The sequence below is a fragment of the Metabacillus arenae genome (assembly GCF_014773385.1).
GTDB lineage: Bacteria > Bacillota > Bacilli > Bacillales > Bacillaceae > Metabacillus_D > Metabacillus_D arenae.
On sequence record NZ_JACXAI010000002.1, the window covers coordinates 271,613 to 285,853 of the forward strand.

Here is a 14,241-nt window from a genome sequence, read left to right on the forward strand (position 1 = left end):
TTATGTGAACTTTGTGGAGTCAATCTCAATGGTTGACTCTTTTCTTTTGGGAATGAGGTGAATAAATGATAAGAGAAAGTTTGTATTTTACCTTTGATGGAAGAAAATCCAGTGATTTTGGTATTTTAAATATTTCTATAAATGCTGGTTTATTTGAAGAACAGTTATTTTCAAATCGTTCAATTAGAGAATTTACTATTAGAGGGCGTAATAAGCCCTACTTTATAGAAGTTGAAAAAGAACCTAAAACAATTCCTATGAGTTTTGCATTTGAAGATAAATATAATGATCGATTAATTAGAAACATTGTTCAATGGTTGAATGTTGATTATTACAAGCCACTTGCTTTCAGTGAAAACTTAGATATTGTATTTTACGCTATGCCTGTTGGTGACAACAGTTTAATCCATAACGGATTAAAGCAAGGTTATGTGAATTTAAATATGAGATGCGATTCACCGAATGGATATGGACGTGACATTGCTACTCCTCTATATACCACTACCTCTCCTACCTTCAAAGGAACAGTAATCATTGACAACTTAGGAGATGAGAAAATCTGTCCTAATATCTATATTGAGAAAATTGGTAACGGAGATCTAACTATTGAGAATTATGCCATTGCTGATAACACATTTAAATTTACTGGGCTTATAGATAAAGAAATCATAAAGATTGACAGTGAAAATGAAATCATTGAAACGAATATTCCAAATACATTTAGATACGATAATTTTAATGACAATCATCTCGTTTTACAAACAGGTAAAAATATTTTACACATTACTGGAGACTGTAAAATTAAATTTCATTACAGATTTAAATATTTATAAGGAGGTGGAAGTATGAGTTCTATTGGTATGAATGTTAAACCTAAAAAAATATCATTATTTCTTGCAAAACCTGACCGGAAAGTAATTAGAAAAATAACAGATACAGATGATAAAAATCAAATTATTAAGTTTTCCTCTATCAATGAACTATCATTCTCAATTCCTTATGAAACAATTCAATATAATAAAGTAATTAGAAATCCAGTAGTTGACATGGTTCGTGAAAGATACTTAATTAAAGCTGTAAAAGGCGAAGAAGTTGAATGGTATATCATCTTAAAGAAACGTAAAACTTCGACTGATGTTGATAAAGTGGTTATTGAGTGTTTTTCTCTTGGCTATGATTTGAGTTTTAAGAAAATGATAGATTATCAAAGATCATCCTACAACTGTTTGCAAGTATTAGAGGATTGTCTAGAAGGTACTAACTGGAAAGTTGGCTATATTTCGAACGAACTAAATTTAATTTACCGTCAGTTTGATGTTACAAGTAAAACTAAATTAGATTTTTTAAATGAAATATGTGAAACTTTTGAAGCTGTATATGAGTTTGATACGGTTAATCTCCTTGTAAATATTTATAAAAAAGATGAGTCTTCAAAAGATAAAGGGTTCATAATAAAATATGGTCAATATTTAGATACTATCGAGGAAACAATTGATATTGAACAGGTAATCACTCGATTAGTTGTATCTGGTTCGGATGGAGTTTCAATCAACTCAATTAATCCAACTGGTCAGTCTTATATAGACAATTTCTCTTATTATTTGTATCCATTTGAAAGAAATGAAGAGGGAGAAGTTATTCAATCTAGTCATTACATGTCAGATGCTTTATGCCATGCTATCCTTGACTATAATGAGCTGGTTGAAGAAAAACAAAATGACTTTAAACAATTCTTAGATTCTAAAACTGAAACTCAAGAAAAGTTAACGACTTTAAATAATGAATTAAGTGAACTTGAGGATGACTTAGTACAAATACTGGACACTCTTGAACTCGCTAAGGACATAGGCGATCCAACAAGTGGGTTAAATAAAGATAGAGACAACAAAACAAATCATATAAATAATAAAAAAGAAGAGATTAAATCTATTGAACTGCAAATAAGCAATATTGATTCATCAATCCAAAAACTTAAAGATGAGATTAATATAGAAAATAACCTTACCTCATCATTAATGGCTGAATTAACAGATTATATTTTTGTTGAAGAATGGTCAGATACGAATCAGATTAATGATGTAGATTTATACGAAGCTGCGTTAGAACATTTTAAAGAAATAAACACTCCACCAATAAACATAAATTTATCAATTGTTAACTTCTTTGAGATTGTTGAAGAAAACCATAACTGGAATCGCTTATCTATCGGAGATATAGTGACAATTCGACATGATAAGTTGAAAATTGATGTTAAGACTACTGTAACTGAAATGCATATTGATTATGAGAATGCATCAATCTCTTTAACTATTTCGAATACTAAAGATCCTGAATCCGAAGTAGAGCAAGTGAAGAGATTGATATATGCAGTAAATAAGACATCTACTGACTTTGAGAAAAGAAAATTAGCTTGGGAAAGAGTAGCAAATAACTCCAATATTCGTAATGATAGAATATCCGATGTCCCTGTCTCCCCTACTCTAAAAACTGATGAGACTGCTATAACGCATAAATTAAATGACAATGGCTCAGTTGATTTAACAATTAAGTGGGAGTACCCTTCTTTCTCTAAGACGAATGACAATAAACATAATATTGATGGTTTTATCGTTTATTTATATTCAAGTGATTTAAGAGAACCTTATATATTTGGTTCAACGGTTGCAAAAGAGACTCTTGTCGATCTTAATTCGGAAATTAAAAAATACACTTTCCCAAGTGTCCCTGCTAATTTGTACTACACATTAGGAATAAGAGCTTATCGAAGAGTTGATGTCGATATCAACAGAGAAGGAATTATTCTTTCTGAGATCGCTACATCAAAACTGTCAAAAGATAACCCTTATCAACCTAGCGATAAAGTTGTGGTAAACGGTGAAATGAATGGGAAATTAAACGGCATTACCTATTCATCGTCCCCTACTCCTCCCGAAAATCCTGAGAGTAATGACGTATGGACTAACCCAACAACAAAGATACAGAATGTCTATAATTCTGAAACTGAAACTTGGGATGGGATGAAATCCACAGCATTAAGCAATGGAACTGTAGAGGTGGATGTTGAAAAAATTCTAGATATGGAAAGTCGTATCTCAGATAACGGTAACGGAACAGATATAGAGTCCTTCCCTATTATTGTACCTGAAACAGACGATACTGGAAGAATACAGAGAGCAATAGATCATGTAGCTGCTAATGGTTTCGGAGCGATAAATTTTTATTTTAAGAATTATATTGCTAAGAAATTAACATTAAAAAGTAATGTTTGGTTAGTATCTAAGGGTGCATTTCTCACATTTAAAAGTGGAGAAACTGGAGATTTCCTCTATGCAAATAACATAAATAATGTCGTCATCGATGGATTTACAATTGAAGGTTTAGACAGAACATCTTATGCTCCTAGCTCTACAATAGGCAGTAGAACTGGTGTTTACTCAAATGGAAGTTCTGAAATACTCCTTAAAAACTGTTTGGTACAAGGATTTAACAAAAACGGTCTGTACGTGACTCAATCAGGTGCCACAGATGACTTGTATTCTAAATCTGTAGATGTTAAAAATGTTCACTTCTTTAATAATTTTAATGCAATGAATTTTGATACTCGTGCAGAATATTGTCAAATACATGGTGTGAAAGCATATAGCAATTATTTAGGAATTAGAGTAGCTTCAGGTAATGTACATACAGTTGGTTCCTTCTTTAATAATAACGTTGATGGTATCCAAGTAGTAGCTGGTGAAAATGATTCCCACGGTAGCTTTACTGCTTGTACGTCTAATCATAATCAAAGACGTGCATTAATGGTTGACGGTATTTCACATGGTGAATTATTTAATGGATGTAATTTTTCATTCGGAGAAATCTATATAAAGGACTCTATGGGAGTTCAAATTAAAAATGGACGTTGGGGATCGGGAATAAGTCTTTATTTAGAAGGTGGAAATTGGAATTCAATTAGTGATAATTTATTTGCTACCCCACCTACAATTTTCAGAGGATACAACAGTAAGCCTGATAAAACAGAAATTAAGAATAATAGAGACAAGGACGGTCACTCACGTTCTCAGGATGATGTTTCTACTTATTATATAAATTGTAATGGATTAAATCCTACCTTCTCCCCCACTCCTATTACATCTAGTACCGTTATTAAATTTGCAACGGGAACACAATCATTGTTTGGGCAGACTTCAACGCTATATGACACAAATACAGGTCAGGGAGCAATCTCTTATCGTAGATTATATTCATTTAATATTACTTTGAAAATACATAACCTAGCTTCAACAAATCAAGACGTTTACATGAATGTACGGATTAAAAAGAACGATGGTACGGTAGTTTCAAATTATATTTGCTATGAAAAAATAACTATTCCTGCAAATGAAGATAAATATATTTGGAACGGTAGTGGTATGGAGCGAATTGATAAAGATTGTTACTTTGAAGTAATTATTAATCCTATGGATACCACATCGGGAATTAGTTTAAATACCACAGAAAATAGATTAATCGTTAGATCGATAAATTGAGGTGAAAATGAATGAGTTTAGATGAAATTTTTAATGATCCAATTTTAAGTAAACGCAGAAGTGGAACTACCCCAGATGATCCGTATGTCTTTATGAGTGAGACACGGGAGGTTATTAATGAAGTTTTAAATCTAACAGAAATCCCCAATCGCTTAGAACGAGTAAGAGTTGTTTCTGATACTCCGATGTATGAAATAACAGATGGAGAGTTAAAGGAAAACTATTTTAGAGTTGATTATGCTCAAGGTGATGTATTTTTCCACCCAAGTCAAAATGGTAAAAGCTTCACTGTCGAATATAAAGGTGAAGGTGTTCACTACTTCCCTCATCGTAGAGTATGGACAAAACATAATGGAATTACTGTAACTGAAACTCTAGAGGATATTGTAAATATAAGTAACGATAAAATTGATGAAGTTGAGCAGAAAATTGATGAAGCTGAACAAGCAATCATTGATACAAATAATGCAACTTCTGATTACACAACTGTAGTTAATGATACAAAGAAAATTTATAAAGGTGTAGTTAATTTAATTTCTGACTTGCAAACCACATTCCCGAATCCTGAAGTCGGTTGGACAGTTGGCGTTCGTGAAAATAAAACAGAATATCGATGGGATAGTTCAGAATGGAAACCTGTTGGGATATCTGATACACCTGAAGGCTTTACGATCACAGTTTCTGAAAATCCTCCGTTATCAGGTCACACATTGTGGCTAGACGTGGCTGAAGAATCCAGAACTGCTAGAGTGGTTATGTCTGCAACTGAACCAGAGGATGATACTCAAATTTGGTGGCAAATTGACGAATAAGGAGGTTTATTAGTTTGTCAAATTTAAAAATGAGAAATAGAACAACTGGACAATGGGAAGAAATAAAAATTAATGCTAGATTGGCAAATTTAAGAAATACATATACTCTTCCAGGAAAATTCAGCCATGTATACATAGGGATAACGGAATTTAATCCAGAAGAAGATATTTTACTAGTTTTTAAAGATAGCGAAATACTCTCCGAAGGAACTCATTATACTTTTAATGAAGGCGCATTAAGAATTGACAGTATAGATGGTTCTGATTGGGATACTGGAACTGTTTTTAATTTTCTTGTATTAAAGAACGTAGAAAGACCTGTTCCTACTGCTGATGGCTCACTAATTCAAGATGGATCAATTACGGATTCAAAGTTGGCAGAAGGAATTAAAATCTCTCCTGCTTTAATTGATACTGATGGTGTAACCTATGACGGTCTTGATGATAGATTAAACAGTGAACAATTGAAAGTAAAATCAGTAGCTGAAAAAGTAAATTATATAGAATCAGGAAATATTTCAACCTATTTTACGAAAGATGTAGATTTTGACTCTTATTACTTTCGTATTCCTTTTTGTGAAATTACAAACAATAATGTAGTGATAGCTGGCTCTGACATTAGATACGATTCATCAAGTGACCACGATAGAATTGACGTTGGGATAGCACGAAGCAATGATTTTGGTAAGACTTGGCTGGATAAGAGAGTTCTTTTCCCTAACAATGAAATTGTATATAATTCTAGGAAAATGGATGCTACTATTCTAGTAAATAGAAATACGAATAGAGTTTTCATTTTTGCTTTAGTATTTGATATGATCAAACCTTGGACTGAAGCTACAAAACAAGAAACTGTTTGGGATTTTGTTTATAAATATTCAGACGATGATGGAGCTACTTGGTCAAATGAGATCAGTTTGAAATCGCTGTTCACTTCTGATTCAAATATTAAATTTGTATGGGGTGGCGTTGGAAAAGGAATTACAATGAATAATGGTACTTTAGTATTACCTATACAAATTAAAAATGATACAGGTCATTCAATTCAAAGTTCTCTCATCTACAGTACAAACAATGGGGCAACATGGCAATGGAAAGGTGTAAGAGTTCCAGCTTCTACATCTGAAGCAAATATAGTTGAATATGAAAATGGTAAGCTGCTAATCAATGCTAGAAGTGGTATTTCTGCAAGAAGAATGTATACTACTGATAATTTAGGATTCACATGGATTCCTCACGTTACTGATAGAAATACTTTAATTGAGCCAGTTGGTTGTCAGGGTAGTTTTGATAAAATAGAAACATCAGATAAGACTCTTGGTTTATTTTTAAATCCTTATAGCACAGTTAGACGAGAAAACTTGGTTTTACAAGCTACATTAGACTTTATTAATTATTACCCAGTGTATACATTATATAAAGGTCAAGTAGATGGGTACTCATGTTTAACAAACTACAATGGTAGAATAATTGCGGCTATTGAGAAAAGTGGTAACGTAGAAATTCATGACTTATCTAGTATAAAAATAAATTTAAGTAATGAAGTGGCTAACTTAAAAACAAGTAAAGTTTATGAAGAAGTTACAATTGATTCAAACGGATACATCCAAGTAAATCCATCTAGCCGGTTTGTGTTTATCCATGTTGAAAATTCAAGTAGTTCTGTCCTAAAAGGAATTATTGGGTGCAAACCAAACCAGGAAATATTTATTACAAACAATTCGAGAAGTTTCCCATTTACTTTTGAACCTGCTTATGATAACTTGTCAATGAAAAATGACTCATCTCCTGCCGATGGCGTATTTAAGTTACACGTAACTACCGCATATGCTTCAGAATATTATATTATCAATAAAATACAAAACAATGAATTATTAAAAGTATATATCACTCATAAATACGCACAAATAGGTAATATTTCTGATTTCGCTAAAAGGAAAAGTATTGTAATTGAAACTGGGTATAGTAAAGAAATAATTGGGGAAGAAGAAAAATGGCTTGTAGGCGATACATATAATGGTAGCATAATATTTACACTCCCCCCTCTTGATTCAGTACCAGAATTCCATGAGATTTCGATCAGAAAAAAAGATCAGTCCACTAATAAGATTCAGGTTAAAGGATTTGAAGGTGAATTAATCGAAGGTAGTAATAACTTCAATATCTCATCATTCCTTGAATCAAGAAGGTTTGTAAAGCTTAATACAAAATGGTACGTATTTTAAAAATAAATTTAACATAATTAATTGGGTTGGAGAAAAATTTTCTTCAACCTTTTTTAATTGAGGTGAAATAATGGCAAATTTGAGATACAAAAACCCAACAACACAAGAATGGGAAAATGTAAAAATTGAAGCTATCGGTAGCTCTATCCCTAATGAGGAGAGTTGGGTTTCAACAGAAGGTCAAACTACATTCACACTTTCAAACGGTAAAGCTATAGATAAAAAGCTATTAACATTGATTGTTGGTGGTGTAACTCAGTATGATTACACATTAACTAATGAAAAAATTATCACAGTTCCTGAACCACTTCCTGCTGGTTTAAAAGTAATTGCAAGATGGTTCGAAGTTAAAGTCCCTGCTACGGCAGGTCATACGTCAACTCATGAGGTAGGCGGTCAAGATGAGATAGATGTGACTAAATTAAAAAATTATGATGAAGAAGTCGGGAATAAAATTACTACAGTTATGTCGGATTTGGCAGATACTTCGGCAGATTTAAAAGATCGTGGAATTAATGTTTTGCTTCCCCCTTATAATGTCAGTGGTTCTTCTCAAATAACGACAGGTTCAATAAATTCAGGTAGCAACACATTGACGGTCTCAAGTCCTATTGATTTTAAGGTTGGCCAAGGAATAGCTATCAAAACTGTATCAGCAGTTGCAGATGTTAAAACCTTGCAAATTACATCTGGAGCAACGACTACTGGAAGTGTATCTATATCATTTCAAGCAGCAGCATACATTATTGAAGTCAATGCAGGGGATACAGCGATACAAGTGGCTGATAAGATACGAAGTGCTGTTTTTAATGATTTCACAACAGGCGGAACAAGCGGAACAGATACCATTACCTTTACTGCGAATGTTGCAGGAGAAAAGCCATCTATGAGTTATGATCCAAGCACAACCGGTGCGAGTGGTACAGTGACCCAAACCACAGTAGGTGTAAAGGATAGCTATTTCATTTCCGAAATAACAGCACTAAATGGAAATTCAATAACTCTACAAAATAGCGCAACGGTAACAGTTTCTGGTGTGTTAGTTCTACATGATGATACAGCTGCGATTCAAACTGCTATTAATGATTTACCTTCAGACGGTGGAGAATTAATCATCCCAAAAGGAACGTATAACTACTCTGCCAATTGGACAATTGCGAATAAAAGCAATGTAACATTTAGAGGGGTAGGAAGAAAAACAGTTCTGTGCGCTTTAAATTATACAAATTCTACTTTGTGGGTTAATGACTGTACAGGTGTAGTCATTAAAAATTTCCGAATAAAATCCAGCGGCACAAAAAGGTTACAAACAGACGCTTCAACTGGTATTAGACCGAGCAACTGTACGGACATACAAATTAAATCAGTTTATGTTGAGAAAACATCGGCAGGGATTTTAGCCCGTCAATGTACAGATTTAGTAGTAAAAAATTGCAACGTTAAAGATACTTTCGCAGACGGAATCCATATAACTAGACGTTGTAAAGAAGTAAGAGTGTTAAATAACTACTTAGAAAATACAGGTGATGACGCTATTGCTGTAGTTTCTTATACAGCCGATGGCATAGCAGCAGAAGTATCAAGTTTAATGATTTCTGGAGGAGCGACCACTACAGGGCGGATACAAGTCGTTTTAGATGGTTTAATCCATAATATAAATGTTACGAGCGGAGATACACCTACTACCATAGCAACTAATGTCAGAAGTACATTGTTCACAGGTTGGACTACAGGTGGTTCGGGGACAACCATTACTTTCACTAGTGCATCAAATGGAGATGAAGTAAACGCAAGATTCATTTCAAACGGAACCGGTGTGGTAGGTACAATCTCTACTACAACCCAAGGAGAGGGTTATTGTGAAAAGGTTATTATAGCTCATAATACTATTAAAAATGGGAAAACAAGAGCAATAACACACGTTGGCGGTAAAAACGTTGTGATTTCTGATAATATCATAAATGGTACCGCATCATCTGGGATTTTAATAATGAAGGATAATAACTATGATACTTTTAAACCTCTCGACACTATTGTTAAAGGGAATCAAATAAAAAATGTAGGAACAGTCCTTCCAAACGCTGGAAATATATCCGGCATTGAAACTCAAGTAGATACAAAAGGCTGTTTGATTGAAAGCAATGTAATTTCTCACGGGACAGGAAGAGGATTTCTGCTTGCAGGCTCATCAATCATTGTAAAAGGAAATTTATCATATAGAAATTTTGGTGCCAATCAAATCAATCCTTCTAACCAAGTAATTGTAGAGGGTAATCGTTTTGAAGAGAACGGTGAGCAAGGTCTTTCGATAGTCAATAGTGTAAACATTACAGTGAGTAATAATATAGCAATAAATAATAATACAAAAGAAGTAGTTGGGGTAGATAATTATTACTTCACCGGTTGCTCTAAAGGTATCATCGCAAACAATAACTCCATTGATAACAGAGCACCTGCTAAAATTGATCGCTCATATGAGTACAATAACTGTACATTTATGAAATTATCAGGAAATAGGCAAGAAGGTGGTTTGAGCTTTAGTATATTTGGCACTAGTTCAAGTTTTGATCTAATTGATGGGTTAACAGGCTCAGGTGTACCAACTACTACTTTTTATGCATCAGGACAACGGTATACAGATACCACAAATGGGGACTTATATTTTTATTTAGGATCAACATGGAAGAAAGCAACGGTATCCTAATCAAAATTTGGAGGAGGTAATGTATTTTTTACCGGTGGTTCAATACAACTAATGGGAAGCTGTTTATTTTGATGGTTCTTTATGGAAATCTATTTCTTTAGTGTAAATAAAAAACTCCTCTTTTTGAGGAGTCGGATTTTACTATATGCTATACCTAAAAAAAGCCAGGTTGATAAGTAGGGGTATTCTGGAACGGAAATCATCATTGCGAGATAAATGAAAATTAATGATAACCGTAAAGCGACATGTTCTGGGTTTGTACCTTTTAATTTTATTATTGGTATAAGAAACAGTATGGTAAATAACAAAAATCCAATAATTCCGCAGTTTACTAAAAGTGTAGAGAAAAAGTCAGTTGACCTTATTGTTCCAAATCCTAATCCGAAAAACTTTAATAAAAATGGCATTTCGTAAAAATACTCCATGTGCTTAGAAAAGTTAGCTGAACGGGCAATTGTAGAATGTGAGTCGGTGAATATCTTTTCAAAAATCGATTCATAAATAATACTTCCTATCTTTTCAAAGCCTACAATCCAAGAAATGATAAGGCTGATGAATATTGATAAGTATATAAAAATTAAATTTCTATAAAACCTGAAAAGTTTAATGCCTAAGAATAACCCAATACCTAAATAAGCAGTCGTTGAGAAAGAAAGAACTATACAAATCGCAAACAATAAAGCACTCTTGTACATTTTTTTATAGTATGCATAGTAGAAAAATGGAACAATTACAAAAGCGAACATTGATGGTTCTCCAGTTAAACTTTTCATTCGTTGTAATAGCAATGGGCCTATTTGCATTGCTTGAAATAAGCTTCCTGAGAAATGCATATTTTCTCCAAAAGCACGGTTGGATAAAAAATCACCGTTTGTTTTGAAAATAAAAAAGTATAAAAATTCATAAAGTCCGTACAAACATAAAAAGCAGACACCACTTAAGAAAAACTTATCCCATTTGTTGTTGTAAAAATTTTTTGTTAAGCAAAAAAAGATAAATGCAACAAATAAGTAGATAGATTGTGTGATTAATGATTTCCTAAATAAAACACTACCATCATTTTTATCAATCAATGTCAAATCTTCAGGGAGACTTGGTGAAGTAAACGCCACAAATAACTGCGATGCAAAAGTAATAAAAAGAAAAATGAGTAAAAAAATAAATAAATCTCTATAAAAAATATAGGAAAGTCTTTTGCTCATGAATAGCACAAAAAATAAACTGAAAAAACACAGTATGTATGCTGGCGTCGTGCCTTGGATAGATGGGGCAATTAAGAAAGAAGAAATAGTCATAGTTAACAAAAGCAATTTTAACGGAAAAATCATTTTATAGTTCAATTCCATAAATTTATCAACTCCCATTGAGATTATAATACAAAAGATGCCAAAAATATATATTTTTTGGACAAAAGGTCTTGGGAGTTATGTACTAAAAAATAATTGATACCAAAAAACCAATTCCACATTGGAGGAAAATGCGACGTAACTGAATATCATGAAAAAGAGCTTACAGTTATTCTATAGGCTCTTTTACTAATTCCAAAATATCGGTAATTTCACATTGTAACGCTTCACAGATCTTGGCTAAGTTATCAAGTGGTAACCTTATTGTTTGGTTGTGATACATTTCATTTATAGAAGGTACTCTTATACCGGTTTTGCGAGCAAGTTCTCTTTGAGTCATATTATTTTTTTCAAGCATATTATCAAGATGAATAACAATTTTCATTGTATCCCTCCTTATTTGTTACGTTTAAAATAACACTTTGTACTTGTCACGTAAATAGTAACAGTGTATAATTACGTTAAACGTAACAAAAGGGGGATAAGTAATGATAAATGATACGGCCAGGCTTATGAATGATTTAGATGTTGTTGTTAACACCATTGCTCCTGATATCGAATCCAAATTATTAGTTGTTCGATTGGAAGAAGTTTTAAGTAATTATGAGATACATAGAAAAACTCAAAAGGAAATAGATAATGACATACAGGAAAAGATAAATATATTCTTATCAGCAAGAAAGATTGAGGGTTTATCAAATGTAACCATATCTGGCTATAAAACAGAATTAAGCATGTTTGCTAAATATATGAATAAAGCAGTAGTCCAGGTTACTACAGCCGAAATTAGAAGATACCTTGCGCATAATAAGGATTGGATGATTAGTACCGTAGACAGAAAATTGTCAGTATTAAAATCCTTTTTTGGTTGGCTGGTTCAAGAAGAGTTACTTTTACGTGATCCTACTTTAAAAATTAAGGCACCTAAAAAGCCTAAACGAATGCCAAAAGGTCTTTCGATTGAAGAACTGGAGATTGTACGTGAATCATGCGAAACGTTAAGAGAAAGAGCGCTCATGGAGGTTCTGTATTCTACAGCTTGTCGATTATCGGAAATTGAGAACATGAAAATAACTGATATCAATATACAGGAAATGAGTGCCCGTGTAGTCGGCAAAGGAGACAAAGAACGAGTTGTTTACCTGTCATATAAGGCTATATATCATTTAAGGAGATACATAAAAAGTCGAAACGATGAATGCGATTATTTATTTGTTACTACACGAAAACCTAATAGGAAAATGACTGATCGGACAATTGAAAGAATAATAGATAAGATAAACAAACGAGCCAATATTTCAAAGAAACTTACACCACATACTTTTCGGCATTCTTTCGTAACACTGGCTATGGAAAACGGAGCTGATCTAGCAGATGTTCAGCACCTACTAGGACATGAAGATCCTAGAACTACCCTTATCTATGCTCACGTTTCTGAAGAAAGAAAAAAGCAAGCACATAAAAGGTATCACGTTCAATAAATCTAAGGAGGTGTCTTATTGGATTTTAATGATTCAGTTGAAGCTATCGATTTTGATGAATTAATTTCCCAGTCCCTTATGATTAAAGATAATTTATTAATACAAATGGAGGAGTGTCGTGTTGAGTTCAAAAATTCCTCTAAAGAATTTATAATTTCCTTCTTTAATCAAAATGCCGTAAAAATAATAACAGACAATATTGAACTCAGTAATAATGTTGGTTCGGAAGGATTGCAACTTTTAAAAAATGATATAACCAATTTAATTAATAACATAGATCCAGTTATTGAAAATAAATTTAATGTCAGTGCATTATGGTGGCATTTAGAAGAAAATGATTATTCATATTTTGCTGAAACTTCCCTTCCCTATCATCTTGATAAGGAATTTAGATATATTTTTGGAATGCTTGGGGAGATAATGTCATCGCAAGGATACATAGTGACAAAACCAACTACTATGCCCATAGGCTATAATACTGAAGACGACATTGTTTGGGCTGAACTTGAAGACGGGTTACTGTGGGTACCTATTTATTTAGGTGAGATACAGTATAATAAAGAATTACTTAGCATTATAAGTAAATATAACTCGTTATTAGAAGAAGCGAAAAGTAGAATAACGGAAATTGATAGACTTCACTTAGAAAAAGAAAAAGAAGAAATAAAGAACTTGTGGTCTTCTTTATGATCATACAATTCTATAAAAGTATAGTTTTATTGAAAAAAAGTTTGTGAAATGGATTTTTAGATGTTGATATATCAACGTTTGTATCACTCTATTTTTCACAAACTTTTTTGTTTATATTAAAATATAAGGAGGAATTTATATTATGGGATTTCGCTTAGGAACCGGCTATATCGGCAGCCCCTCTATTTTAATTAGTTCGGCTAACGAAGAATGCATTCCAGAACCCCCTTCTCACTGGAACAAAAAATATTCACTCTATAAATTCACGTTTAGTAACTCAGGTGCCTGTAGTATAAAGGTAAATAATGGTAGTCCTATTTATATTGCAGATGGGCAAGGATTTTCAATTGAAAAAGAGGATGCCCCTATCACGAGCTTTGTAATTGTTGAAGCTGGAGTTTCTTACAATTGGATCGGAGCTTTCTAATCAATTACTCTAAGAAAGGATGAT

General features: G+C 32.9%; 10 protein-coding genes. 8 read left to right on the forward strand and 2 right to left on the reverse strand.

What is annotated here, in order from left to right; translation table 11 throughout:
• The first annotated feature begins 65 nt into the window (after positions 1-65).
• The 5 genes from IC621_RS03205 to IC621_RS03225 all read left to right on the forward strand — a co-directional run bounded on the left by IC621_RS03205 (position 66) and on the right by IC621_RS03225 (position 10,273).
• On the forward strand, positions 66-833 hold the full coding sequence (locus IC621_RS03205; RefSeq protein WP_191155643.1) for a distal tail protein Dit: 768 nt from the start codon (positions 66-68) through the stop codon (positions 831-833).
• A gap of 12 nt (positions 834-845) precedes the next feature.
• On the forward strand, positions 846-4,532 hold the full coding sequence (locus tag IC621_RS03210; RefSeq protein ID WP_191155645.1) for a phage tail spike protein: 3,687 nt from the start codon (positions 846-848) through the stop codon (positions 4,530-4,532).
• An 11-nt stretch (positions 4,533-4,543) separates the two neighbouring features.
• Entirely contained in the window at positions 4,544-5,344 is an 801-nt protein-coding gene (locus tag IC621_RS03215; protein ID WP_191155647.1) for a hypothetical protein, read from the forward strand.
• Between the two features lie 14 nt (positions 5,345-5,358).
• Positions 5,359-7,569 carry a sialidase family protein gene (locus tag IC621_RS03220; RefSeq protein WP_191155649.1) on the forward strand — a complete coding sequence of 737 codons (2,211 nt, stop codon included), beginning with the start codon at positions 5,359-5,361 and terminating at the stop codon, positions 7,567-7,569.
• 70 nt (positions 7,570-7,639) lie between these two features.
• On the forward strand, positions 7,640-10,273 hold the full coding sequence (locus IC621_RS03225; RefSeq protein WP_191155651.1) for a right-handed parallel beta-helix repeat-containing protein: 2,634 nt from the start codon (positions 7,640-7,642) through the stop codon (positions 10,271-10,273).
• Positions 10,274-10,362: 89 nt separating this feature from the next.
• Here the strand turns inward: IC621_RS03225 and IC621_RS03230 are convergent, their stop codons facing one another.
• Together IC621_RS03230 and IC621_RS03235 are read right to left on the reverse strand one after the other, a co-directional pair.
• Positions 10,363-11,619, reverse strand: a complete 1,257-nt coding sequence (locus IC621_RS03230; protein WP_191155653.1) for a hypothetical protein — start codon at positions 11,617-11,619, stop codon at positions 10,363-10,365.
• Between the two features lie 169 nt (positions 11,620-11,788).
• Entirely contained in the window at positions 11,789-12,004 is a 216-nt protein-coding gene (locus IC621_RS03235; protein WP_191155655.1) for a helix-turn-helix domain-containing protein, read from the reverse strand.
• A 103-nt stretch (positions 12,005-12,107) separates the two neighbouring features.
• Between IC621_RS03235 and xerA the strand changes: the two genes are divergently transcribed.
• The 3 genes from xerA to IC621_RS03250 all read left to right on the forward strand — a co-directional run bounded on the left by xerA (position 12,108) and on the right by IC621_RS03250 (position 14,217).
• Complete coding sequence (gene xerA / locus IC621_RS03240) at positions 12,108-13,100, forward strand: site-specific tyrosine recombinase/integron integrase (protein ID WP_191155657.1); 993 nt, start codon at positions 12,108-12,110, stop codon at positions 13,098-13,100.
• An 18-nt stretch (positions 13,101-13,118) separates the two neighbouring features.
• Positions 13,119-13,790, forward strand: coding sequence for a hypothetical protein (locus IC621_RS03245; protein ID WP_191155659.1), 672 nt, complete (start codon positions 13,119-13,121; stop codon positions 13,788-13,790).
• A gap of 142 nt (positions 13,791-13,932) precedes the next feature.
• Complete coding sequence (locus tag IC621_RS03250) at positions 13,933-14,217, forward strand: hypothetical protein (protein WP_191155661.1); 285 nt, start codon at positions 13,933-13,935, stop codon at positions 14,215-14,217.
• Positions 14,218-14,241: the final 24 nt, after the last annotated feature.

Excerpts from the sequence above, each read along its gene's own strand:
- IC621_RS03250 (WP_191155661.1), top strand. The coding sequence starts at position 13,933 with ATGGGATTTCGCTTAGGAACCGGCTATATCGGCAGCCCCTCTATTTTA.
- IC621_RS03235 (WP_191155655.1), bottom strand. The coding sequence starts at position 12,004 with ATGAAAATTGTTATTCATCTTGATAATATGCTTGAAAAAAATAATATG.
- IC621_RS03210 (WP_191155645.1), top strand. The coding sequence starts at position 846 with ATGAGTTCTATTGGTATGAATGTTAAACCTAAAAAAATATCATTATTT.
- IC621_RS03205 (WP_191155643.1), top strand. The coding sequence starts at position 66 with ATGATAAGAGAAAGTTTGTATTTTACCTTTGATGGAAGAAAATCCAGT.
- IC621_RS03215 (WP_191155647.1), top strand. The coding sequence starts at position 4,544 with ATGAGTTTAGATGAAATTTTTAATGATCCAATTTTAAGTAAACGCAGA.
- IC621_RS03230 (WP_191155653.1), bottom strand. The coding sequence starts at position 11,619 with ATGGAATTGAACTATAAAATGATTTTTCCGTTAAAATTGCTTTTGTTA.
- xerA (WP_191155657.1), top strand. The coding sequence starts at position 12,108 with ATGATAAATGATACGGCCAGGCTTATGAATGATTTAGATGTTGTTGTT.
- IC621_RS03225 (WP_191155651.1), top strand. The coding sequence starts at position 7,640 with ATGGCAAATTTGAGATACAAAAACCCAACAACACAAGAATGGGAAAAT.